This window comes from Glycomyces mayteni, from assembly GCF_042428885.1.
Taxonomy (GTDB): Bacteria; Actinomycetota; Actinomycetes; order Mycobacteriales; family Micromonosporaceae; genus Glycomyces; species Glycomyces mayteni.
Genome location: NZ_JBHMBP010000004.1, coordinates 1264803 through 1287490 on the forward strand (window position 1 = coordinate 1264803; position 22688 = coordinate 1287490).

The 22688-nt window shown below is 73.2% G+C and carries 20 protein-coding genes and 1 pseudogene; 10 read left to right on the forward strand and 11 right to left on the reverse strand.

What is annotated here, in order from left to right:
- The first annotated feature begins 201 nt into the window (after positions 1 to 201).
- The 4 genes from ACFFXY_RS21160 to ACFFXY_RS21175 all read left to right on the forward strand — a co-directional run bounded on the left by ACFFXY_RS21160 (position 202) and on the right by ACFFXY_RS21175 (position 3106).
- Positions 202 to 369, forward strand: a complete 168-nt coding sequence (locus ACFFXY_RS21160; RefSeq protein WP_081913440.1) for a DUF3117 domain-containing protein — start codon at positions 202 to 204, stop codon at positions 367 to 369.
- A gap of 229 nt (positions 370 to 598) precedes the next feature.
- Complete coding sequence (locus ACFFXY_RS21165) at positions 599 to 2080, forward strand: S1C family serine protease (protein ID WP_382355178.1); 1482 nt, start codon at positions 599 to 601, stop codon at positions 2078 to 2080.
- 79 nt (positions 2081 to 2159) lie between these two features.
- On the forward strand, positions 2160 to 2639 hold the full coding sequence (locus ACFFXY_RS21170) for a twin-arginine translocase TatA/TatE family subunit (protein ID WP_382355181.1): 480 nt from the start codon (positions 2160 to 2162) through the stop codon (positions 2637 to 2639).
- Positions 2640 to 2749: 110 nt separating this feature from the next.
- Positions 2750 to 3106 (forward strand): VOC family protein, encoded by a 357-nt coding sequence (locus ACFFXY_RS21175; RefSeq protein WP_382355184.1) that lies wholly within the window; start codon positions 2750 to 2752, stop codon positions 3104 to 3106.
- Positions 3107 to 3176: 70 nt separating this feature from the next.
- On the opposite strand, the gene ACFFXY_RS21180 is transcribed toward ACFFXY_RS21175, so the two are convergent.
- From ACFFXY_RS21180 to ACFFXY_RS21195, 4 genes are all read right to left on the reverse strand, one after another.
- A complete protein-coding gene (locus tag ACFFXY_RS21180; protein WP_382355187.1) occupies positions 3177 to 3686 on the reverse strand; it encodes a DUF4190 domain-containing protein in 510 nt (169 codons plus the stop codon).
- A 109-nt stretch (positions 3687 to 3795) separates the two neighbouring features.
- Positions 3796 to 4887 (reverse strand): amidohydrolase family protein, encoded by a 1092-nt coding sequence (locus ACFFXY_RS21185; RefSeq protein WP_382355190.1) that lies wholly within the window; start codon positions 4885 to 4887, stop codon positions 3796 to 3798.
- Positions 4888 to 4948: 61 nt separating this feature from the next.
- On the reverse strand, positions 4949 to 6496 hold the full coding sequence (ffh, locus tag ACFFXY_RS21190; RefSeq protein ID WP_382355193.1) for a signal recognition particle protein: 1548 nt from the start codon (positions 6494 to 6496) through the stop codon (positions 4949 to 4951).
- 129 nt (positions 6497 to 6625) lie between these two features.
- Positions 6626 to 7915 (reverse strand): ammonium transporter, encoded by a 1290-nt coding sequence (locus tag ACFFXY_RS21195; RefSeq protein WP_382355196.1) that lies wholly within the window; start codon positions 7913 to 7915, stop codon positions 6626 to 6628.
- Between the two features lie 510 nt (positions 7916 to 8425).
- On the opposite strand from ACFFXY_RS21195, the gene ACFFXY_RS21200 reads away from it, so the two are divergent.
- Entirely contained in the window at positions 8426 to 9430 is a 1005-nt protein-coding gene (locus ACFFXY_RS21200; RefSeq protein ID WP_382355199.1) for a LacI family DNA-binding transcriptional regulator, read from the forward strand.
- 103 nt (positions 9431 to 9533) lie between these two features.
- Positions 9534 to 11873, forward strand: a complete 2340-nt coding sequence (locus ACFFXY_RS21205; RefSeq protein ID WP_382355201.1) for a carbohydrate-binding protein — start codon at positions 9534 to 9536, stop codon at positions 11871 to 11873.
- A 52-nt stretch (positions 11874 to 11925) separates the two neighbouring features.
- Here ACFFXY_RS21205 and ACFFXY_RS21210 read toward each other — a convergent pair whose 3' ends face one another.
- Positions 11926 to 12771, reverse strand: a complete 846-nt coding sequence (locus tag ACFFXY_RS21210) for an aldo/keto reductase (RefSeq protein WP_382355204.1) — start codon at positions 12769 to 12771, stop codon at positions 11926 to 11928.
- Between the two features lie 175 nt (positions 12772 to 12946).
- On the opposite strand from ACFFXY_RS21210, the gene mscL reads away from it, so the two are divergent.
- From mscL to ACFFXY_RS21225, 3 genes are all read left to right on the forward strand, one after another.
- Complete coding sequence (gene mscL, locus ACFFXY_RS21215; RefSeq protein WP_382355207.1) at positions 12947 to 13333, forward strand: large conductance mechanosensitive channel protein MscL; 387 nt, start codon at positions 12947 to 12949, stop codon at positions 13331 to 13333.
- A gap of 111 nt (positions 13334 to 13444) precedes the next feature.
- A complete protein-coding gene (locus ACFFXY_RS21220; RefSeq protein WP_382355210.1) occupies positions 13445 to 14257 on the forward strand; it encodes a VOC family protein in 813 nt (270 codons plus the stop codon).
- A 76-nt stretch (positions 14258 to 14333) separates the two neighbouring features.
- The gene (locus tag ACFFXY_RS21225; protein ID WP_382355213.1) at positions 14334 to 15143 is read left to right on the forward strand and encodes a VOC family protein; all 810 of its coding nucleotides are present in this window, start codon (positions 14334 to 14336) and stop codon (positions 15141 to 15143) included.
- On the opposite strand, the gene ACFFXY_RS21230 is transcribed toward ACFFXY_RS21225, so the two are convergent.
- Both ACFFXY_RS21230 and ACFFXY_RS21235 read right to left on the reverse strand, forming a co-directional pair.
- Positions 15140 to 16900 (reverse strand): ABC transporter permease subunit, encoded by a 1761-nt coding sequence (locus ACFFXY_RS21230; protein ID WP_382355216.1) that lies wholly within the window; start codon positions 16898 to 16900, stop codon positions 15140 to 15142. The two genes, ACFFXY_RS21225 and ACFFXY_RS21230, sit on opposite strands and share 4 nt — an antisense overlap.
- An 83-nt stretch (positions 16901 to 16983) precedes the next feature.
- Positions 16984 to 18492 (reverse strand): ABC transporter substrate-binding protein, encoded by a 1509-nt coding sequence (locus ACFFXY_RS21235; protein WP_382355219.1) that lies wholly within the window; start codon positions 18490 to 18492, stop codon positions 16984 to 16986.
- Between the two features lie 162 nt (positions 18493 to 18654).
- Between ACFFXY_RS21235 and ACFFXY_RS21240 the strand changes: the two genes are divergently transcribed.
- Positions 18655 to 19146 carry a GNAT family N-acetyltransferase gene (locus ACFFXY_RS21240; protein ID WP_382355573.1) on the forward strand — a complete coding sequence of 164 codons (492 nt, stop codon included), beginning with the start codon at positions 18655 to 18657 and terminating at the stop codon, positions 19144 to 19146.
- Here the strand turns inward: ACFFXY_RS21240 and ACFFXY_RS21245 are convergent.
- The 4 genes and pseudogenes from ACFFXY_RS21245 to ACFFXY_RS21260 all read right to left on the reverse strand — a co-directional run.
- Positions 19147 to 20316, reverse strand: a pseudogene (locus ACFFXY_RS21245) (4-hydroxybenzoate 3-monooxygenase); the annotation flags it as partial.
- Complete coding sequence (locus ACFFXY_RS21250) at positions 20313 to 21083, reverse strand: ABC transporter ATP-binding protein (RefSeq protein WP_382355222.1); 771 nt, start codon at positions 21081 to 21083, stop codon at positions 20313 to 20315. The gene ACFFXY_RS21250 and the pseudogene ACFFXY_RS21245, both read right to left, overlap by 4 nt.
- On the reverse strand, positions 21084 to 21854 hold the full coding sequence (locus tag ACFFXY_RS21255; protein WP_382355225.1) for an ABC transporter permease: 771 nt from the start codon (positions 21852 to 21854) through the stop codon (positions 21084 to 21086). It lies immediately after the preceding gene.
- On the reverse strand, positions 21851 to 22675 hold the full coding sequence (locus ACFFXY_RS21260; protein WP_382355228.1) for an ABC transporter permease: 825 nt from the start codon (positions 22673 to 22675) through the stop codon (positions 21851 to 21853). Before ACFFXY_RS21260 ends, ACFFXY_RS21255 begins: the two co-directional genes overlap by 4 nt.
- Positions 22676 to 22688: the final 13 nt, after the last annotated feature.

Below are 22688 nucleotides of genomic sequence, written 5' to 3' on the forward strand. Positions count from 1 at the left end.
ATCCGGCAGTATTCCAGGGCTCTGCGCACGGGAAACGAAAAACCGCAAATCGGGTGTCCGATTTAAACGGTTTTAGGCACTTTCTCCGCAACTTTGTCACATACTCGGAGGGGCGAGTTGGCTCTCGGCCTGCGGATCGGGGAAACTTGATCTAGCAACGTCGAGTCGCAACCTGCGGCCTTGGATCGAGGGGAGACGAATATGGCGGCCATGAAGCCGCGGACCGGCGATGGTCCGTTGGAGGTTACCCAGGAGGGCCGCGGCATCATCATGCGGGTGCCGCTGGAAGGCGGCGGTCGTCTTGTGGTCGAGATGACGCCGGAAGAGGCCGAGACCTTGAACAAGGAGCTCCAGGGCGCCCTCGAATAACGGCCCGAAGCCACCCCACTCGGCGGTCACCCCGCCGCCGGTCCGGACTGAGGACCCGCTGCACGGCCTCGTGAAGCGGGTCCTTCTTCGCGCCCCCGGACCGGCCGGAGCGGACGCGCCGCCGAGCGGGGTGGACGCGCTCCGGCGCGCCGCGCGGACGCCGCGTCACCGGGCGGGCCGGAATCGCAGCGCGGGTGAAGGGGCGGCAAATGCGGCATAGACTCTCCTCATGACTTCCGGCACCCAGCCGCCCCAGGCAGATCCGGGCGACCAGTGGCGACCCCAGCAGCCGTGGCCGCAGTCGGCCCCCGAGCGGCAGGCCCCGCAGACGGCGGCGCAGCCGGTTCCACCGGAGCCCGCGGCGCCGGCGCACTCCGCCGCACCGCAGCCGGCCCCGCCGGAACCCGCGGCGCCGGCGCACCCCGCAGCGCCGCAGCCGGTCCCGTCCGGGGCCGCGGCCTACTCTGCCGGGCCCGCCGCTGGCGGCGGCATCGCACCTGCGCCCGCCGCCCGGCAGCAGCCCGTCGACCGGGCCGCTTGGTGGCATCCCGCGGCCGCGAGCGACCCGTGGCGCGACCCCGGCAGCCGGGCCGTCATCGAGACGCGTCCGGCCCCTCCGGTCCCGCCCGTCGAGCCGCTCCCCGAGCGGGCGCGGCCGAATACGCGGATCGGGCTCGGGCTCGTCGTCGCCGTCTCGGCGGTCACCGCGCTCATCGCCGGGACGCTCGGTGCGGCCGTGGGCGTCTGGGCCACGCGCGGCGACGTCGGCGGCGCGATCACCGGCGCCGATCCTGAGACGCAGCGGGACCTCACGTCCGTGGCGGGCGTGGTCGAGCAGATCATGCCGTCGGTCGTCACGGTCCTCACCGCGGACGGCGGCAACGGCTCGGGCTTCATCGTCTCCGACGACGGGTACCTGCTCACCAACCACCACGTGGTCGTCGGCGGCGGCACCGAGCCCGCCGAGCAGCTCCAGGTCCTGTTCAGCGATGGGTCCGTGACCACCGCGGCCGTCATCGGCTCCGACCCCGACTCCGACGTGGCGGTCCTCCAGATCGAGGGCGGCGACCACGCGCCGATGGTCCTGGCCGACTCCGACAAGGTCGCGGTCGGCGACCCGGTGCTCGCCGTGGGCGCGCCGCTCGGGCTGTCGTCCACGGTCACCGAGGGCATCGTGTCCGCGATCGACCGGCCCGTGCTCACCGAGAACAACAACGGCGAGGTCGAGTCGGTGATGGCCGCGATCCAGACCGACGCGGCGATCAACCCCGGCAACTCCGGCGGGCCGCTCACCGACATCGCCGGGCAGGTCATCGGCATCAACACCGCGATCGCCTCGACCGCGGCCGAGGGCGAGGCCGGGAACATCGGCATCGGCTTCGCGATCCCCATCAACCAGGCCAAGCGCATCGCCGACGAGATCGTCGCGACCGGCAGCGCGGCCCACACGGTCCTCGGCGCGGAGCTCGGGGAGTCCGAGCTGGGGACGGGGGTGACGCTGAGCAAGGTCGTGGACGGCTCCCCCGCCGACGACGCGGGCCTGGAGGACGGCGACCTCCTCACCAGCTTCAACGGCACCAGGGTCACCGACAACACCCAGCTGATCGCGCTCATCCGCAAGCTCGCGCCCGGCACGGTGGTCACCGTGGTGTACGAGCGCGATGGCGAGGAGCACAGCGCCCAGGTCACTCTAGAAGCGGCCGCGGACTGACGTGGGGGTACGCTAGGCGGAGGTTTTTCAGGTACCAGCAGTCACAGTCGGTCATCGGAGGGTCAGCGTGTTCGGAGGCTTGGGCGGAACCGAGTTCCTGGTCATCATCCTCATCGCGATCTTCCTGTGGGGCCCCGACAAGCTGCCCAAGGCGCTCGCGAACCTCCGCCGGTTCATCTCCAAGGCCCGGAACATGGCGTCGAACGCCGCGGCCGACCTGAGCCGCGAGATCGGCACCGACATCAAGCCCGAGGACCTCAACCCCAAGACGTTCGTCCGCAAGCACATCCTGACCGAAGAGGACCAGGAGATGCTGACGAACCCCCTCAAGTCCACGATGCGCGACCTCCAGGACGGCACGAAGCCGCTCCAGGAGGGCCTGACGGACGCGACCCGCGACATCGAGAGCACCCGCCGCAGCGTCAACCGCGGCGCGATCACGCGCGGCACGAACGGGTCCTCCAACGGCGCGAGCGGTGCTGCGGACGGCGCCGAGGCCGACGGCCCGGCCGCCGAGCGGACCCGCGGGCGCTCCGCGAGCTTCGACGACGTCACCTGAGCCGGTTCACCCGTTCGGTACCTCCTGAGACGGTCCGCCGGGCCGGTTCCGGCCCGCCTCGTCGGCCGGATCGCGACATGGACGTCGGACCCCGCTGCCACACTGGCCGCATGATCGGAACTTGGCACGGCCTCATCATCGACTGCCCCGACCCGGCGGCGCTCGCGTCCTTCTACCAGGAGCTGCTCGGCATGGTCCGGGTCCAGGACGACGGCGACTGGGTCGTCATCGGCGACGCCCCCGACCGGCCCGGCGTGGCCTTCCAGCAGATCCCCGACTTCACGGCGCCGACCTGGCCGGGCGGCGCTCACCCGCAGCAGATGCACTTCGACGTGCGCGTGGGCGACCTCGACGCGGGCGAGGCGGCGGCGCTGGAGCTCGGGGCGAGCCGCCTCGACGGCGGCGGAGAGTCGTACCGGGTCTTCGCGGACCCGGTCGGGCACCCGTTCTGCCTGGTCACGATGTAATAGGCGACGGAGAAGACGACGTGCGAAAGGCGGGCCGGGCGCGATGCCCGGGCCGCCTTCGACGTGAGTGCTAGAGCGTGCTCCCGGCGGTGCCGAGCATGGCCATGCCCGCGGCGAACGCGATGATCGCGAAGATGCCGACGGCGCAGACGATGATGCCGAGCACGAGGCCGGTGATGGCCTGGCCCTTGCCTCCGGCGGTGCCCTCGTTGACCTTCTTCAGGGCGATGCCGCCGAGGATCGCGGCGATGATGCCGCAGACCAGGGCGATGAAGCCGCCCGCGTAGGGGATGCACAGGAACGCGGCCGCGACGATGCCGAGGACCATCGAGGCGATGGCCTGGCCCTTGGGCAGCTGCGGGCCGTAGCCGCCCGGGCCGTAGGGCGGCGGGTATCCGGGGGCGGCGGGCGGGAGCTGCGGCGCGGCCGGGTAGCCGGGCTGCTGGGGCTGGCTGTAGCCCGGCTGCTGCGGCTGCGGGCTGTAGCCGGGCTGCTGGGGCTGGGAACCGGGCTGGCTGCCGTACGGGTCGTACTGGAAGCCGCCCTGGCCGGACTGGTCCGGAGTCGGAGGATAGGTCATCGCTGCACTCTCTGCTCGGGCGGAAACGGCGCGGGGACGTTCACGATAACCGACCCGCGCCACAGTGTTGTGACGAGGCCGCTTCGCGAATCAGGCGTGGGACGGCGGGTCAGTGCCGGACGACGCGGCCGCGGAGGACGATCAGGGCCGGTTCGCGGGCCGCGGACAGGTCGGTGCGCGGGTCGCGGTCGTAGACGACGACGTCGCCGAGGTCGGGGGCCAGGCCGAGCCACTCGCGGGCCTTCCAGGAGGCGGCGGCGACCACCTCGGCGGCGGGGATGCCCGCGGACTCGTGGAGCAGGCGCATCTCCTCGGCGGCGAGGCCGTGGTCGATGCCGCCGCCCGCGTCGGTGCCGAGCCTGACCTGCACGCCCGCTTCGTGGGCGGCGCGCACGACCTCGGGGAAGCCGCGCTTGAGGCGGCGCATGTGGTCGGCGTAGCGGGGGAACTTGGCGTCGGCCCCGGCCGCGATGTCGTCGAACGTCTCGATGTTGATCATGGTGGGCACCAGGGAGATCCCCTTGGCGGCCATGGTGTCGAGGAGGTCCGCGGACAGGCCCGTGCCGTGCTCGATCGAGTCGGCCCCGGCGGCGACGACGCACTCGACGGCCTCTTCGGAGAACGTGTGGACGGCGACGCGGGCGCCCTCGGCCTGCGCGGCGCGGATCGCGGCGGTGAGGACCTCGGGCTCGAAGGAGGGGGCGAGGTCGCCGCGGCCGCGGTCGATCCAGTCCCCCACGAGCTTCACCCAGCCGTCGCCGAGCTTGGCCTGGCGGGCGAGCGCGGCGGCGGCCTCGTGCGGCTCGCATTCGAGGCCGATGCCGCGCAGGTAGCGCTTGGAGGCGGCGATGTGGTGCCCGGCGCGGACGAGGCGCGGGAGGCCGTCCTCGCCGACGAGCTCGGGGTACGGGTACGGCGATCCGGCGTCGCGGATGGCGAGCACCCCGGCGTCGCGGTCGGTGCGGGCGAGCGCGCGGGCCTCGTCGAGGCTCTCGATCGGCGCGGCGCCGCGGCGGATGCCGATGTGGCAGTGGGCGTCCACGAGGCCGGGCAGGGCGTAGCCGGAGGTGGCGACGGTGCGGGCGCCGGGGACGGGGTCGAACGTGATGCGGTCGCCGTCGACGTAGAGGTCGCAGACCGTGTCGTACGGGAGCCAGACGACCCTCAGGTGCAGCGGCGCGAGCGGTTCGAGTGCAGTCATCGCCTCGCAGTATCGCCCGCGCGGGCCCCGATGTCCAGCACCGGGGCCCGCGGCGGGGACGCTACTTGTCCTTGTCCTTGGGGCCCTGCTGCTTCAAAAACTGCTCCAGGTCGATGTCGGGCAGGTCGGCCGCGTTGAACTGGCTCAGGTCCGGCATCTGGCCGCCCAGGCCCGCGGGGAGCTGCGGGGCCTGCTGCTGCTGGGCGGCGGCGGGGCCGCCGCGGCGGACGACCTTCTTCTTGGCGCCCTTCTTGCCCTTGCGCTTGGTGTACGGCGACTTGGTGGCCTTGCCGGTGGGCACGCCCATGGCGCCGCTCATCTGGCGCATCATCTTCTGCGCCTCCTTGAACCGGGCGAGGAGCTGGTTTACCTCGGAGACGGTGACGCCCGAGCCGTTGGCGATGCGCAGGCGGCGGGAGCCGTTGATGAGGGCGGAGTCGCGGCGCTCGGCGGGGGTCATGGAGCGGATGATCGCGGTCGTGCGGTCGATCTGCTTGTCGTCGATCGAGTCGATCTGCTGCTTCATCTGGCCCATGCCGGGCATCATCTTGAGCAGGTTGCCGATGGGGCCCATCTTGCGGATGGCCTGCATCTGGTCGAGGAAGTCCTCCAGCGTGAAGTCCTCGCCCTTGAGGAGCTTCTCGGTGTACTCCTCCTTCTGCTTCTCCTCGAAGACGGCCTCGGCCTGCTCGATGAGGGTGAGCATGTCGCCCATGCCGAGGATGCGCGAGGACATCCGGTCGGGGTGGAAGACGTCGAAGTCCTCCAGCTTCTCGCCGGTGGACGCGAAGAGGATGGGGCGGCCGGTGACGTGGCGGACCGACAGGGCCGCGCCGCCGCGGGCGTCGCCGTCGAGCTTGGAGAGGACCACGCCGGTGACGCCGACGCCGTCGCGGAAGGCCTCGGCGGTGTTGACGGCGTCCTGGCCGACCATGGCGTCGATGACGAAGAGGACCTCGTCGGGGCTGACGGCGTCGCGGATGTCGCGGGCCTGCTGCATCATCTCCTCGTCGATGCCGAGGCGTCCGGCGGTGTCGACGATGACGACGTCGTGGCCGCGCTGCCTGGCCTCGGCGATCGAGTCGGTGGCGACCTTGACGGGGTCGCCGACGCCGGAGCCGGGCTCGGGCGCGTAGGCGGCGACGCCGGCGCGCTCGGCGAGGACCTGGAGCTGGCCGACGGCGTTGGGCCGCTGGAGGTCGGCGGCGACCAGGAGCGGGGAGTGCCCGTCGCCCTTGAGCCACTTGGCGAGCTTCCCGGCGAGGGTGGTCTTGCCCGCGCCCTGGAGGCCCGCGAGCATGATGACCGTGGGGGGCTGCTTCGCGTAGTTGATGCGCCGGGTCTCGCCGCCGAGGATCGCGACGAGCTCCTCGTTGACGACCTTGACGATCTGCTGGGCGGGGTTGAGGGCCTTGGAGACCTCCGCGCCCTTGCAGCGCTCCTTGATCTGGGCGATGAAGGTCTTGACCACCGGGAGGGCGACGTCGGCCTCAAGGAGCGCGAGGCGGATCTCGCGGGCGGTGGCGTCGATGTCGGCATCGGTCAGGCGGCCCTTGCCGCGGATCGACTCGAAGATTCCCGACAGTCGATCTGACAATGCGTCGAACACGGGCTGACGACCTCTCGGTGGGTTGGCTGGACTCCTACGAGCTTAACGGGGCGCGCGCCGGGGCGCGAAAAAGGGGACGGCCGCCCCGTGGCGGGGGCGGCCGTCCTCAGCGGTGGGTTGAAGCGGGTGCTAGGCGCTGACCTTCTCGGGCTCTCCTGCGGCGACGGGGGCGTCGACGCTGGTGTTGCCGTTGACGGGGAGGTCGTATCCGGCCTCGCCGTGCTCGGAGGCGTCGATGCCGGCCAGCTCCTCCTCCTCGCTGATGCGGATGCCGATCGTGTACTTGAGGATCAGGCCGATGACGAAGGCCACGAGCGCCGAGTACACGAGGACCACGCCGGTGGCGGCGGTCTGCTTGCCGAGGAGGCTGGCGTCGCCGCCGTAGAACAGGCCGTTGACGCCCGCGGCCTCTTCGACCGCGAACAGGCCGAGGGAGATCGAGCCCCAGTAGCCGGCGACCATGTGGAGGCCGACCACGTCGAGCGCGTCGTCGAAGCCGAGCTTGTGCTTCAGGCCGATCGCGAAGGGGCAGATGACGCCGGCGACGGCGCCGATGGCGACCGCGCCGAGGGGGCTCACGAGGCCCGCGGCCGGGGTGATGGCGACCAGGCCCGCGACGACGCCGGAGCAGCCGCCGATGATCGAGGGCTTGATGCCGCGGATGCGGTCCACCAGGAGCCAGGCGAGGACGGCGGCGGCGGTCGCGACCTGGGTGTTCAGGAAGGCCAGGCCCGCGAAGCCGTCGGCGGCGAAGGCCGAGCCGGCGTTGAAGCCGAACCAGCCGAACCACAGCAGGCCCGCGCCGAGGAGGACGAGCGGCAGGTTGTGCGGCGCGAAGTTGCCGTCCTTCCAGCCGATGCGGCGGCCGACCACGATCGCGAGGCCGAGCGCGGCGGCGCCGGCGTTGACGTGGACCGCGGTCCCGCCGGCGAAGTCGAGGACGCCCCACTCCTTGATCCAGCCGCCCGAGTTCCACACCCAGTACGCGACCGGGCAGTACACGAGGACGACCCACGCGGTCGCGAAGATGACCCACGCGGAGAACTTCATGCGGTCGGCGACGGCGCCCGCGATGAGTGCGACGGTGATGATCGCGAACATCATGCCGAACGCGGTCCAGACGGCGCTGGGCACGCCGTTGAGGCCGACGACCTGGTCGATGGCGTCGGGGGTGCCGAACAGGGAGGTGAACGAGCCGAAGAACGGGGTGGTGCCCTCGCCCACGGCGATGGACTCGCCGACGAGGATCCAGACGACCGAGACGATGCCGATCGCGACGAGGCACTTCATCATCATGTTGATGACGCTCTTGGCGCGGGTGAGACCGCCGTAGAACAGCGCCAGGGCGGGGGTCATGAGCAGGACCAGGGCGGCTGAGGCGAGAATCCAGGCAGTGTTGCCGGTGTTGAGCTCCTCCATGGGCGTGCCGCCTCCTCTCCAATAGGTAGTTGCATCGGGCTGAGTAGGTTCCGGCGTTGAGGGGGAGCGACGGTGCTCGGGAGCGGTTGTCACGCGCCGGCCTTGCGACCGGCGCGTGACGCTCCTACCTACCGGAGTGAAGCCAGCTTCACCGTGACGTGTTACGCGACCCCGGCCTGCGTGTTAAGAAGCTGTCGCCAAAGATTTCGAGTGTGTGAACTCACCCTCACAGGCCGCGATTTCGGCGGGGCCAGGGGCACTGACGGGGCTGATGCGGCTTTTGAGGGCATTGATGGGCTCGAATGAACCGTGACTTCGGCATGACCGCTCCGTTACGGAACTGTGCTCTAATGTCTGTGGACCGACAGATAGGTGAACGTTCACACCGGGCGGCGTATCGTCGTAGGGGACCGGGGCGCCCGCGGCGCCCCGGAAGGCGTGCGCGCGAACGAAACATGGAAAGCGACGGCAGCGATGGCGCAACCGAAGAAGGCAGCCAGTATCTGGGACGTGGCGCGGCTGGCCGGCGTCTCGCACCAGACCGTCTCCCGGGTCGTCAACGGCTCCCCCAGGGTCGCGGCCGCCACCCGCGACAAGGTCCTGGAGGCCATCGCGGAGCTCGGCTACCGGCCCAACCGGCTCGCGCGCTCCCTCGCGGGCGGGGCCGCCGAGTCGGTCACGGTCCTCACCGCCGACACCTCCCTCTACGGGCCCGAGGCCGCGCTGCGCGGGATCGAGAAGGCCGCGCGGGCCCTCGACTGGAGCGTGCAGATCTCGGTCCTCGACCCCGCCGACACCCACTCCGACGCCGACATCATCGCGCGCCTGCCGCGCGCGGGCGAGCCGACCATCATCATGGCGCACGACGAACCCGGCATGCGCGCCAAGCAGGTCCTGCTCGACCAGCAGCCCCACGCGATGGTCGCGATCGGCCCCTACACGGCCGAGGAGCTCGCGGCCTCGCCGTGGCTGGTCGGCATGGACGACGGCAAGGCCGCGGCCGAGGCGACCAGGTACCTCCTGGACCTGGGCCACGCCACGGTCCACCACCTGGCGATCCCCACGTCCACCGGCACGTTCGGCGGCGGGAAGGCCCACCGGGCCGAGGGCTGGGCGCGGGTCCTGCGCGAGGCCGGGCGCACCGTGCCCGAGCCGGTGCCCTCGGGGTGGACGATCGCCGAGGCGTTCAAGGCCGTGCAGCCGCTCGTGGCCGACCCGGAGGTCACCGCGATCCTGTGCGGCAACGACCACCTGGCGCTGGCGACGATGCGCGCGGCGCACCTCGCGGGCCGCTCGATCCCCGGCGACCTGTCGGTGGTGGGCTTCGACAACACCCCGTTCTCGGGCTTCACGACCCCCGCGCTGACCACCGTCAACCAGGACTTCGAGAGCGTCGGGCGCGGCGCGTTCGAGCTGCTGCGCCACCGCGTGGACGGCTCGATCCCGCGGCCCGTGCCGGGCTGGCCCGAGCCCGAGCTCATCGTCCGCGAGACCTCGGGGCCGCCGTCTTCCTGACCCCGTGGAGGCGCGACCCGCAGAACCCCGAAAGGCCCAGCTCATGAACCCCGTCCCCTCCGTTCCGCCGGCGGGGCCGCCCGGTCCTGTACCACCGGCGGCCGTGCTCGCGGCCGACTTCTCCTCCCCCACGGGCCCGGTCCTGCACGGGGCCACCGGCTCCCTGTACGGCGTCGCCGAGGACGGCGTGCCCGGCGACGAGCTGCTGGACGCGCTCGACCTGACCACGCTCGCGGTGAAGCCGGACGGGGGCGCGCAGCACCCCGGCGGGGACGCGTCCGGCGCGGTCGCGGTGCTGCGGCGCAACGGGAGGCCGCGGGGGCGGGCGGGCGTCGCGTTCGTGTACCTCCAGGACCTGTTCGCCAAGTGGCCGTACGAGGACGTCGGGATCGACGTGTACCACGAGCGGCTGTGCGCGGTCGTGCCGCCGATGCTCACGGAGGCGAACGAGGGCCGCCTGGTGTTCGTGCCGTTCAATGAGCCCGACTGGATCTGGTACGCGCTCAAGGAGAACGACCCGGCCCGGTTCGACAGGTTCATGGCCGACTGGACGACCACGGTGCGGCTGCTGCGGCGACTGGCCCCGGGCGTGCCGCTCGCGGGCCCGAACGAGGCGTACTACCACGGCGAGTTCCTGCGGCACTTCCTGCGCCGCGCCCGCGACACCGGGACGCTCCCGGAGTGGACGGCCTGGCACGAGCTGTCGCCGAAGTCCCTCGCGGACTTCCGCGGGCACCACGCCGCGTACCGGGAGCTGGAGCGCGAGCTGGGGATCGACGCGCGGCCGGTGAACATCGACGAGTACGCGAACAACCGGGACCTGTCGGTGCCCGGGCAGCTCGTGCAGTGGGCGGCGCTGTTCGAGGACGCGAAGGTCCACGCGGACATGGCGTTCTGGACCGCCTCGGGCGGCTACTCGGGGGCCGCGCCGCAGACGAACGTCCCCAGCGGCGCGTGGTGGCTGCTCAAGGCGTACTCGGGGATGACCGGGACCACGGTGAAGGTGACGCCGCCGCGGCCGGACACCCCGGACACGTTGCAGGGCATCGCGAGCATCGACGCCGAGCGCGGGACCGCGCAGGTCCTGGCGGGCGGGTGCGACGGGGACTTCACCGTGGCGGTGCGGGGCCTGGACCCGGCGGCGTGGGGGCCGGTCGTGACGGCCACGGTGCATCGCATCGACTGGACCGGGTACGAGGGGGCCGCGGGCCCGCCCGTGGCGCTGAGCCGGGTCACCGGACCGCCGGGCCGCCTCGACGTGCCGGTGCCGCGGGCCGACCGGATGGCCGCGTACTGGATCACGCTGGCCCCGGGGGCCAGCGGGCCGGTGCCGGCCGCGCCGTGGCGCGGCACGTGGGAGGCCGAGCACGCGCGGATCACCTCCGGCGAGGTCGCCCGGCAGGGCCACCCCGGGGAGGGCGACGGGTTCGCCGCGTCGGGCGAGTACGACGTGAGCGGCCTGAACATGAACGACTCGGCCGTGACGTTCACGGTGGAGGCGCCCGCGGAGGGCGAGTACGACCTCGCGGTGTTCTACTCCCACATGTACGGGCGCGGGGCCGAGGCGACCGAGCCGCAGCCCGCGCAGCAGGTCCTGGCCGTCAACGGCGCGGAGCGGTTCGTGGACTACCCCTCGACGATGAACTGGCAGCACCGGTCGGTCGTGCACGTGCCGGTGCGGCTGCGCGAGGGCGAGAACACGGTGGAGCTGTCGAAGTCCGGGGCGATCGGGACCGCCCGCGGCGAGGTCGCGCTCGACAAGATCGACCTGGTCGAGCGCCGGCCCGTCCGCTGCTCCTACGACGGGGCCTTCGCCCGGCACGAGGCCCCGGGCGAGGACCCGGTGTTCGACGTGTACGCCGCCGAGGACCGGTACCACCGGTTCGCCGGGGCGGAGCAGGGCGTGCTGCTGGGGCCGCAGAACCAGTGCGTGCCGGTGGACCTGACGCGGCCGGTGTTCCTGCACGCGGGCGTCAACCGGCTCCGGGCCGCGGCCGAGCGGCTCGACGTCGAGCCCGCGGAGGGGCCTGCGCTCGTGGACGTGGACGCCGCGGAGGCGGTCCGCTCGGGCGGGTCGTGCCTGATCGTCAACGACTTCGCGCACCGCGGGCACGTGATCGGGTGGAACGGGCGCGGCGCGGGCGCGGCCATCGCGTTCGAGGCGGCCGCCGGGCCGCACGCGCTGCTGGTGTCCTACGCGAACGGCGAGCGCGCCGAGGGCCGCCAGGCCGGGGCCGACATCGTCACGCGCCACTGCGACCTGGTCGTCAACGGCAAGCCCGCGGGGCGGTACCCGATGCGCGGCACGTGGACGTGGAACGACTTCTGGACGTACCCGGTGATCGTGGACCTCGTGCAGGGGCGCAACACGATCGCGTTCGGGAACGAGGACGGGCCGACCGCCGAGTTCGAGCGGTTCCGCATCGCCCCGCTCAACCCGTAGGACGCGGAAGGGCCCGCGCCCGGAGGCGCGGACCCGTTCGGGCGCTTGCGGTCTAGGCCGAGGCGAGGCCGTCGAGCACCGCGTACTGGGCGTCGGTGAGGACCACCTCGCGGGCGGCGACGTTCTCTTCCAGGTGCGCGATCGAGCTGGTGCCGGGGATCGGCACGATGTTGTCGGAGCGGCGCAGGAGCCACGCGAGCGCGGTCTGCGCGGGGGTCGCGCCGACCTCGGCGGCGACCTTGCCGACGGGCCCGTCGGGGCCCGCGTGCTCGCCCGCGGCGATCGGGAACCACGGGATGAACGCGATGCCCTGCTCGGCGGTGTACTCCAGGACCGCCTCGCTCTGGCGGTTGATGAGGTTGTAGAGGTTCTGGACGCTGGCGATCGGGGCGACCGCCTGGGCCTCCTTGAGCTGCTCCACGGTGACCTCGGAGAGGCCGATGTGCCGGATCTTGCCCTCGCGCTGGAGGTCGGCGACCGTGGCGATCTGGTCGGCGATCGGCAGGGCCGGGTCGAGGCGGTGGATCTGGTACAGGTCGATGGTCTCGGCGTTCAAGCGCCGCAGGGAGAGTTCGGCCTGCTGGCGGATGTAGGCGGGCTGCCCGAAGGGGACCCACTCGTCGGCCGAGGGGCGGGTGTTGCCGCCCTTGGTGGCGATGACGACGCCGTCGGCGTACGGGTGGAGGGCCTCGGCGATGAGCGACTCGTTGTCGCCGAGGGCGTAGGAGTCGGCGGTGTCGATGAAGTTCACGCCGAGTTCGACGGCGCGGCGCAGGACCGCGACGGCCGCGGCCCGGTCCTTCGGCGGCGTGAAGATCCCGGGGTCGCCGGACAGGCGCATCGCGCCGTAGCCGAGCCGGTCGACGGTCAGGTCGCCGCCGATGGTGATGTCGCCCATGGCTGTTCTGCCTCTCTCGATGCGCCGCGGGCCGGTCGCGCCGCGGCACGGTCGCATGCCGGGTCCAACCAACGCGGGCGCCCGCGTGTTCCCGCACGGGTGATATCGCGTCGGTCACAGCGACACCGCGGACCACGACCGCGGCCGGGACCGGCCCGGATGCGAGGATCAGGGCATGATCAAAGGTTTCAAAGAGTTCCTGATGCGCGGCAATGTGATCGAACTGGCCGTCGCGGTCGTCATGGGCGCGGCCCTGACGGCACTCGTCGGCTCGTTCGGCGACGCCTTCCTCAACCCGCTCATCAAGCTCGTCACCGGCGGCGGCGAGGTCGGCGGCAGCTTCACCGTCAACGGCGTCGAGTTCCCGTACGGCGTGTTCCTCAACGGCATCCTCGTGTTCTTCCTGACCGCGGTGGCCGTGTACTTCGTGGTCGTGTACCCGATGAACAGGCTCATGGAGCGGTTCGGCCCCAAGAACGAGCTCACCGAGGAGCTGGAGGCGGCCGAGGTCGTGCTGCTCCAGGAGATCCGCGACCTGCTGCGCGAGCAGCGCCAGCGCTGACTTGTTTCGGGGGCGGCGGCACCGGGCAACCCCCGGGGCCGCCGCCTCTTGCCAGTCCCGCACCGGTTTGGGAGGCTGGAGGCCACCGACCCCGCGACGGGAGGGCACGCCATGCCGACCTCGATTCCTCTGGGCGCCCCGATCTGGGCCGACGCCGTGACGCCGGACCTGGCCGGGGACGTCGACTTCTACATGCGGCTGTTCAACTGGGCCGCGTTCGACTCGGGCGAGCAGTTCGGGCACTACACGGAGCTGTGCCTGGGGACGACGGTCTCGGAGGCGCGGGCGGTGGCCGGGATCGCCGAGGCGGCCTCGGGCGACCGGGGCTCGGCGTGGGGCGTGGCGTTCCACGTCGGGGACTGCGTGCGGGCGGCGGCGGATGCGGAGAAGCTGGGCGCGCAGATCACGTCGAATCCGATCCGGGTCGGGGACGACCTGGTGTACGCGGCGCTGAAGGACCCGGACGGGGGCGCGTTCGGGCTGTTCGAGCCGTTGAGCGAGAAGGTCGGGTTCACGGCGCGGGACGAGCCGGGCGCGATCGTGTGGCTGGAGTACGTGTACGACGGCGCTCCGGTGGCGGCCATGCAGTTCTACTCGGAGCTGCTGAACTGGTCGCTGCACGCGCCGGACGGGGTCGAGCCGGGGCACGACGCGCCGTACGTGGGCCTGCGGACCCGCGAGGGGCGGGTGCTGTCGAAGAAGGCGGAGTTCGGCGGGGCGCGCATGGCGCTGGGGCCTGAGCTGAAGATGAAGCCGCACTGGACGGTGTGCTTCGGGACGGACTCGGTGGACCTGACGGCGGCGAAGGCCGTGGACCTGGGCGGGGCGGTGGTGGTGGCGCCGGTGGACGACCCGGGCGGGCGGATGGCGGTGCTGGCGTCGCCGACGGGCGCGTACTTCACGGTCATGTCCTCGCGGGAGTAGCCGAATCGCGCTCGCGTGTCGGTCCTTCGTGCGACGGTGGGACGGTCACGTCCTCTCTGCGAAGGAGCAGCCCGCCATGCCATCGATCCCGCTCGGAGCACCGATCTGGTCGGACTCCCTGACCGCCGACCTGGCGGGCGACACCGCGTTCTACGAGGGCCTGTTCGGCTGGACGTCCGAGAACGCGGGCCCGGACTTCGGCGACTACACCACCTTCTCCCTGCCGGGCGCGGCGCCGGACGCGCCGCCGCGGCCGGTCATGGGGATCATGCCGTGCCCGCCCGGGGCGGTGCCGTCCCGGATCTGGAACCTGCACTACCGGGTCGCGGACTGCGACGAGGCGGTCGGCAGGGCCCGCAGCTTGGGGGCGGCGGTCGACGCCGGGCCAGAGAGCGTCGGCGGGATGCTGCGCTTCGCGATGCTACGGGACCCGAACGGGGCCTCGTTCGGGCTGGTGGAGCCCTTGGACCCTTCGACGGGATTCGGCGTGTGGGGCGAGACGGGCTCGATCGCGTGGGCGGAGTACCACGTCGACGGCGCGCCCGCCGACGCGATGCGGTTCTACGTGGACCTGCTGGGGTGGGAGGCGGTGACGCCGCCGTGGGAGGACCCGGCGAACCCGACGCCGTACGCGGCGCTGTCGCCGCGCGGGGGCGACGTGGAGTTCGGCGGCTGCCATGCGGCCGAGGGCTTCGAGAAGTCGATGCCTCCGCAGTGGAGCGTCATGGTCATGGTGGCCGACGCTGATGCCTTGTGCGCCAAGGCGGTCGAGCTGGGAGGGACGGTGGCGGCCGAGCCGATGGACGTCCCGGGGCTGCGCGTGGCGGGCGTGGCGACGCCTGGAGGCACGGTGGTCGGCGTCCATTCCCCGCGCGCCTGGGTCTAGTCGGGCGGTACCGGAACGCCCCGTCGCGGTGCGGCGGGGCGTTTCGCCGTCCGGGGTCGGCGGCGGCGCGGGAGCGAGACGGCGGCCATGACGGCGAGGGTCATGGCGATCATCGCGGCGGCGGGGGCGAGGGCCGCGAGCGGGGCGCGTTCGAGGTAGGGCAGGGAGCGGGCGAGGCTGGCGCCCCATTCGGGCGAGTCGGGGCCCGCGCCGAGGCCGAGGAAGCCGAGGGACGCGATGCCGAGGGCCATGCCGGGCAGGCGCAGTCCCGCGTGGGAGGCGAGGGGCCCGGCGACGAGCGGGAGCGTGTGGCGCCGGAGCATCCACGCGCGGGAGGGGCCGAGGGCGAGTCGGGCCTCGCGGTGCCCGGCGGCGCGGGCCTGGGCGGTGAGGGAGGCGGCGTGGGCGGCGAGCGGGGGCCAGGAGACGGCGGTGACGGCGAGGACGGCGCCGGTCTGGCCGCGGCCGAGGAGGACGACGACGAGGATGCCCGCGATGGCGACGGGGAAGGAGTTGCAGGCTTCGGCGAGCGGGTGGGCGAGGCGCGGCGCGAGGCCGAGGGCCAGCGCGATCGCGTAGGAGAGGGCGCACGCGGCGGCCGCCGCGCCGACGGTCCACAGTGTCCCTTGGCCGAGGCGGGCGAGGACGTCGCGGCCGAGTTCGTCGGTGCCGAGCCAGTGCGCGGCGGCGGGGGCGGCGAGGCGGTCGCCGGGGGCGATGGCGCCGGTGCGGGCGAGGCCGTAGGCGAGGGCGAGGAGCAGTGGCGTTGCGGTGCAGGCGATCCAGACGAGGGCGGTGCGGCGGGTGCCGGTCTGGGGCGGGGCGGCGGGGGCGTCGGTGTCGGTGACGGCGAGGCGGTTCGCGGCGAGGCGGGCGAGGAGGCCCGCGGTGAAGCCGAGGCCGACGAGGAGCAGCAGGCAGGCTTGGAGGACGGGGAGGTCCTGGGCGTCGGCGGCGGCGAGGGCGGCGCGGCCGAGGCCGGGGACGGCGAAGACGGTCTCGACGGCGACGGCCGCGCCGGTGATGGAGACGGCGATGATCGCGAGCTGCGGGAGGAGCGGGGGGAGGGCGCGGCGGACGAGGCCGCGGACGATGCGGCTGCGGCGGTATCCGGCGGTGCGCCACTGGCGGACCCAGTCTTCGCGGCCGACGGCGCCGATCGCGTCGCGGGCGAGGCGGGCGAGGACGCCGCCGCCGGACAGGCCCATGGCGAGCGCGGGGAGCACGAGGTGCTCGGGTCCGGTGAAGCCGTAGGCGGGGAGGAGGCCGAGCCAGGCGGCGAAGAGGGCGACGCCGAGGGCGGCGACGAGGAACTCGGGGAGGGCGGCGAGTCCGGCGACGGCGATGCCGCCGGTGCGCGCGGGGCGTCCTTCGGCGGCGCGGGTGAGGGCGGGGAGGCTTGCGGCGCAGGCGATGGCGAGGACGACGGCGTACGCGGCGGCCATGACGGTGAGGGAGGTCCCGAGGGCGGGGAGGACGGTGGCGGAGACGGGTTCGCCGCTGACCCAGGAGGTGCCGAGGTCGCCGCGGGCGAGGCCGGTGAACCGGTCGCGGAGGATCGCGAGGGGCCCGGCGTCGAGGCCGAGGTCGGCGCGGACGGAGGCGAGGGCGGTCTCGGTGGCCTCGCGTCCGGGGTAGCGGGCGCGCAGGACGGTGAGGGCGGGGTCGCGGGCGGCGAGCCAGGGGAGGAGGCCGACGGCGGCGAGCACGGCCGCGAGGACCGCGAGGCGGGTGAGCAGGCCGCGCAGGAGCGCCACGGTTCAGGCCCCGTCCTGCGGGTCCGGGCGGCCGCCGTTCGTCCCGTTCACCCGGTCGCCATGTCGTCGGCCTTGCGGGTGTGTCACCGGTGCCCGTCCTGGTCGATCGCGGTCGCGGCGGTGATGATGCGGCGTTCGCGGGGGTCGGCGGCGACGTCGGTGACGCCTTGGGCGACGCCGGTGACGAGCCGTTCGTGGGCGACGGGGACGACGGCGACGGTGGCGAGGACGGCGGCTTCGGCGTCGAGGACGGCGCTTTGGCGCAGTGCGGCGGCTTCGGCGGGGTCGGTCGTGCCGTCGGGGGCGGCGGCGACGGCGGCGACGGCCGCGTCCACGTCCGGGTCGGTCAGCTGGGAGACGTTGAAGCCGCCGGTGGAGGCGAAGTCGGAGGCGAGGTAGGTGTAGGCGTCGCCGGAGTCCTGGACGACGGAGCGGGACATGAGGAACGCGTCGTAGGCCCCGGCGAGCATGTCGGGTTCGATGTCGTTGTACTCGCGGACCTCGGTGGTGACGGTGAACCCGGCGGCTTCGAGCTGGGCGGCGATGACGGTGAGGGCCTCGGGGAGTTCGGCGCGGTTGGAGTAGGTGGCGAGCGCGAGGGCCTGGCCGCCGGGGGCGGCGGGTTCGGGGAGGGTGTGGGGGCGGTGGTCGGCGGCCCAGGCGAGGGCGGGGCCGAAGAGCCCTTCGGGGGCGTCGGCGCGGCCTTCGTAGATGTCGTCGGTGATCGGGGCGGGGTCGACCGCGGCGGCGACGGCGGCGCGCAGGGCCGGGTCGGCGAGGGGGCCGGCGGCGGTGTTGAGGTAGAGGCTGACGGTGCGGCCGGTGGGGGCGTCCTGGAGGCGGGTGTCGTCGAGAGTGGCGATCTGCGCGTAGGGGACGGCCTCGATGACGTGGGCTTCGCCGGAGCGGAGGGCGGCGACGCGGGTGGCGGCGTCGGGGACGTAGTCGGCGCGGTAGCCGTCCATGGCGGCGGGCTCGCCCCAGTAGTCGTCGTGGCGCGCGAGTTCGACGCCGGTGGCGGTGGACTCGGTGATCGCGTAGGGGCCGGTCGCGAAGCCGGCGGGGTCGACGGCGCCGCCGGTGTAGGCGGCGGGGGCGAGGATCGCGAGCTGGGGGCTGGAGAGGCGCTGCGGGAGCACGGGGTCGGGGGCGGCGGTGGCGACGCGCAGGGTGAGGTCGCCGGTGGGCTCGGCGGTGAGGCCGAGGCCGTCCACGACGCGGGGCGGGGCCGGTGCGGTGGCGGCGGCGTTGAGCGCGGCGGCCGCGGCGGCGGCGTCGAGGGCGGTCCCGTCGTGGAAGCGCACGCCCTCGCGGAGGGTGAGGTCCCAGGCGCCGTCGGGGTGCTGGGCCCAGGCGGTGGCGAGGAATGCGACGGGCAGGCCGTCGTCGCCGAGGGCGAGGAGGGTCTCGGCGACGGACCAGCGGGCGAGGAGGAACGCGTCCTCGGAGTGCGGGGAGAGCCCGGCGGCGGGGGTGAGGGCGTTGGCGAGGACGAGCCGGGCGGGGCCGGACCCGTCGTCGGCGAAGCACCCGGCGGCGGCCAGCGCCAGGGGTGCGGAGGCGGCGAGCAGGGTGCGCCTGGTCAGCGGCATCGGAGTGGGCCTCGTCTCTTCTCGCGAATGTCTTCTTATTGCAAATCGGGTGCAATAATGGCACACATGTCGAGTACCGCAACCGCGAGCGAAGCCCTGGATGTCTCTGGTTACGTTCTGCGCCAAGCAGACCGCTCGGACCTCGCGCAGGCCCGGTCGGTGATGCTCGACACGGTGTACCGGGACTTCGGGCACGGCTACCTGCCGCGATGGCACTCCGACATCATCGACCTGGAGGCGTACTACCTCGCGCCGGAGGACAACGCGCTGTTCGTCGCCGAGCGGGAGGGGCGGGTCGTGGCGACCGCGGGGGTGCGGGGCCAGACGCCGGTGTCGCCGCCGCACCCGGCGGAGGTCGCGTCACGGTTCGAGGAGGGCCGCACGGCGAGCCTGTACCGGGTGTACGTGCGCCCCGAGCACCGCCGCCGCGGGCTGGCGGGCGCGATGGTCGGCGCGTGCCTGGCGTTCGTGGCCTCGCGGGACCGGTACACGGGCGTGTACCTGCACACCGACGCGCGCACGCCGGGCGCGGTCGAGTTCTGGTCGCGGCGCGGCACGGTCCTGTTCGACGAGCGCCTGGCGGTCAACGAGGCCCGGGACGCCCGCGAGGAGCCGTTCGAGACCGTCCACTTCGCACTGGACATCCCTCGGTAAGTCGGCATACGGCAGGCCGGTGTAGTTCTCCGCGAGGGCCGTCGCCTGCGCGCGGGAGCGCGCCACGTACGCGAGGTGCGAGCGCTGGAGCCGCCGGTCGTACGGGTCGGCCTCGAAGCGGTGCAGCAGGGTCGTCATCCACCACGAGAAGTGCTGGGCGCGCCAGACCCGGTCGAGGCAGGTCGCCGAGTACGCGTCGAGGAGGTCCTCGCGGCCGGTGCGGTAGTACTCCCCCAGGGCGCGGGCGAGGACCCGCACGTCGGCGACGGCGAGGTTGAGGCCCTTCGCTCCCGTGGGCGGCACGATGTGCGCGGCGTCCCCGGCGAGGAGGAGCCGCCCGAACCGCATGGGCTCGGCGACGAACGACCGCATCGCGGCCACGTCGACCTGCGTGATCGGCCCGGTCGCGAGCGTGAACCCGGGGACGGTCTCGTGGCGGGCCTTGAGCTCGGCCCAGATCGCCTCGTGCGTCCAGTCCTCGGGGCGGGTCTCGGGCGGGACCTGGAGGTAGAAGCGGCTCACCGCCTCGGACCGCATGGAGTGCAGGGAGAAGCCGCGCTCGGAGGCGGAGTAGACGAGTTCGGGCGCGGAGGGGGCGACGTCGGCGAGGACGCCGAGCCACGCGAACGGGTAGGTCTTCTCGAAGACCGCGATGTCGTTCGCGGGCACGGAGGCGCGGGAGACGCCGTGGAAGCCGTCGCACCCGGCGATGAAGTCGCAGTCGAGGCGCTTGCCGCCGAAGGTCAGGTAGGGGTCGGCGAGGCTCCCGACCGCGACGTCCTCGACTTCGAAGCGGAGGTCGACGCCGCGGGCGAGGTTCGCGCGGATGAGGTCCTTGACGACCTCCTGCTGCCCGTACACGGTGATCGCCCGGCCGGGCACGAGGTCGGCGAAGTCGATCCGGTGGCCCTCGCCGCCGAAGCGCAGCTCGATCCCGTGGTGGACCTGCCCCTCGGCGAGCATCCGGTCCCCCAGTCCCGCCGCGACCAGCGTGTCGACGGTGCCCTGTTCGAGGACGCCCGCGCGCACCCGCGACTCGCAGTGGGCGCGGCTGCGCCGCTCCAGGACGACCGTGTCGATCCCTCTGGCGGACAGGAGGTACGCGAGGAGGAGCCCGGCGGGCCCGGCCCCGATGACCGCGACGGAGGTTCGCGACGGCGCGGTCCTCATGCGTCCCGCTTCGCGGCCTGGATCTCGCCCCACACCTGGCCGCGGAGCTTCGCGAACGCGGGGCCGGAGCGGGTCTCCAGCTGGTCGCGGTCGGGGCCGAGGTCGATGTGGATCTCGGCACGCATCGTCGTGGGCGGCGAGGAGAGGACGAGGACGCGCTGGCCGAGGTAGACGGACTCGTCGATGTCGTGGGTGATGAACACGACGGTGATGCCCAGGCGCGACCACAGGTCGCGGATGAGGTCTTCGAGGTCGGCGCGGGTCTGGGCGTCGACGGCGGCGAACGGCTCGTCCATGAGCAGGAGGCGGGGCCGGAACGCGACGGCGCGGGCGATGGCGGTGCGCTGCTGCATCCCGCCCGAGAGCTGCCAGGGCCAGGCCCGCTCCTTCCCTTCTAGGTCGACCAGGCGCAGGGCCTCGGCCACGCGGTCGCGGCGCTCGGCGCGGGTGAGGCCGAGGCGCTTGAGGGGCAGTTCCACGTTGGCGCCCACGCGCATCCACGGGAAGAGGCTGCGGCCGTACTCCTGGAAGACGACGGCGGTCCCCTCGGGCGGGCCGTCCACTTCGCGCCCGTCCACGGCGGCGGTGCCGCGGGTGGGGGCGAGGAGCCCGGCGCACATGCGCAGCAGCGTGGTCTTGCCGCAGCCCGAGGGCCCGACGATGCAGACCAGCTCCCCTTCGGCCACATGGAAGCTGAGGGCGTCGATGGCGGTGTGGACCGCGCCGTCCACGCGGTAGTCCTTGCCGATCCCGGCGACTTCGAGCACTCAGGCCTCCTCGGTCCGTTGGCGGTGGTACCAGTGCAGGACCGCGCGGTCTGCACATGAGAACAGCGCGGCGAGCGCCGCGCCGAGGCAGCCGAGGAGCAGGATGCCGCTCCACATCGCGGGGATCGCGTAGCTGCGCTGGAACTGGACGATCGCGAACCCGAGCCCGGACTGCGCGGCGAACATCTCGGAGACGACCATGAGGATCACCCCGATCGCGAGGGCCTGGCGCATGCCGGTGACGATCCGCGGGCTCGCGCCCGGCAGGACCACGGCCGTGAGGGTCCTGGCGCGGCCCAGGCGGTACGCGGCGGCGGTGTCGAGCTGCACCGGCTCGACGGAGCGGACCCCGGCGACGGTGTTGAGCAGGACCGGCCACAGGCACCCCGAGACGATCACGGCGATCTTCATGCCGTCGCCGATCCCCGCGAACAGCATGATGACGGGCACGAGCACCGGCGGCGGCACGGCCCGCGCGAACTCCAGGACCGGTTCGGTCGCGTGGAACAGCCACCTGACGCGTCCGATGAGGAGCCCGAGCGCGACCCCCGCGGCGCACGACGCGGCGTACCCGGCGGCCAGGCGCGCGACGCTGGGCAGCACGTCGTCGCGCCACCGCTCCGCGGTCCACGTCTCGCCGAACTCGGCGACGATCTCGGACAGCGGCGGGAAGTAGAAGCTCGTCGAGCCGGCGGAGGCGAGCCACCACGCCGCGAACAGCACGGCGGGCAGGCCGACCGCCAAGAGCGCCTTGCGGACCAGGCTCCTCACCGGGCCTCACCCCGCACGGACGGGTGCCAGGCGAGCACCTCGCGTTCGAGGGCGCGCACGCCGAGGTTGACGGCGACCCCGAGGGCACCGGCGACGAGGATGAGCGCGTACATGCGCTCGGCCGCCCCGGAGGTCTGGGCGACGGCGATCTCGTGGCCGAGGCCGGGCGAGCCGATGACGAGCTCGGCGGTCACGGCGAGGACGAGCGCGACGGTGGCGGCCAGGCGCACCCCGGTCATGAGGTAGGGCAGGGCGGTGGGCCAGGCGAGGTGCGCGAGCCGCTGCCATGGAGTGAGCCGCAGGCTCTTCGCGGTGTCGGCGGCGACGGGGTCCACGTCCCGGACCCCCGCGAGGACCTGCACGAGGACCTGCCAGAACGCGGCGTACACGACGAGCAGCAGCGTCGAGGGCAGGCGGGTGCCGAACAGCAGGACCGCCAAGGGCACCAGAGCGACCGAGGGGATCGGGCGCAGGAACTCGATCGTGGACGCGGTCGCGGCCCGCACCGGCGGGAGCGACCCGATGAGGATGCCGAGCGCGGCCCCGGCGGCGACGGCGATCGCCAGCCCCGCGGCCCAGGCGACGAGCGTGTCCCCGAGCGCGCGCCAGAACTCGGCGCGCGCGAGGTCGTCGGCGAGCGCGGCGAGGACCGCGCCCGTGGTCGGGAAGTACCTGGGGTCCACCAGGGGCGTGAGCGGGAGGAGCTGCCCGGCGAGCAGCGCGGCGGCGACCCCGGCCGCGCCGAGGAACAGCGGTGGGACTGGACGCGGCCGGGGCCCTTTCGAGCGTGGTCTGGGTGAGTGGAATCGCTCGGAGCTCATGGAACCCTGGGGA

Bases quoted from the DNA above. Each gene is read 5' to 3' on its own strand.
- ACFFXY_RS21175 (WP_382355184.1), top strand. From the start codon at position 2,750: ATGATCGGAACTTGGCACGGCCTCATCATCGACTGCCCCGACCCGGCG.
- ACFFXY_RS21260 (WP_382355228.1), bottom strand. From the start codon at position 22,675: ATGAGCTCCGAGCGATTCCACTCACCCAGACCACGCTCGAAAGGGCCC.
- ACFFXY_RS21235 (WP_382355219.1), bottom strand. From the start codon at position 18,492: ATGCCGCTGACCAGGCGCACCCTGCTCGCCGCCTCCGCACCCCTGGCG.
- ACFFXY_RS21165 (WP_382355178.1), top strand. From the start codon at position 599: ATGACTTCCGGCACCCAGCCGCCCCAGGCAGATCCGGGCGACCAGTGG.
- ACFFXY_RS21225 (WP_382355213.1), top strand. From the start codon at position 14,334: ATGCCATCGATCCCGCTCGGAGCACCGATCTGGTCGGACTCCCTGACC.
- ACFFXY_RS21220 (WP_382355210.1), top strand. From the start codon at position 13,445: ATGCCGACCTCGATTCCTCTGGGCGCCCCGATCTGGGCCGACGCCGTG.
- ACFFXY_RS21185 (WP_382355190.1), bottom strand. From the start codon at position 4,887: ATGACTGCACTCGAACCGCTCGCGCCGCTGCACCTGAGGGTCGTCTGG.
- ACFFXY_RS21240 (WP_382355573.1), top strand. From the start codon at position 18,655: ATGCTCGACACGGTGTACCGGGACTTCGGGCACGGCTACCTGCCGCGA.
- ACFFXY_RS21180 (WP_382355187.1), bottom strand. From the start codon at position 3,686: ATGACCTATCCTCCGACTCCGGACCAGTCCGGCCAGGGCGGCTTCCAG.
- ACFFXY_RS21210 (WP_382355204.1), bottom strand. From the start codon at position 12,771: ATGGGCGACATCACCATCGGCGGCGACCTGACCGTCGACCGGCTCGGC.
- ACFFXY_RS21160 (WP_081913440.1), top strand. From the start codon at position 202: ATGGCGGCCATGAAGCCGCGGACCGGCGATGGTCCGTTGGAGGTTACC.
- mscL (WP_382355207.1), top strand. From the start codon at position 12,947: ATGATCAAAGGTTTCAAAGAGTTCCTGATGCGCGGCAATGTGATCGAA.
- ACFFXY_RS21195 (WP_382355196.1), bottom strand. From the start codon at position 7,915: ATGGAGGAGCTCAACACCGGCAACACTGCCTGGATTCTCGCCTCAGCC.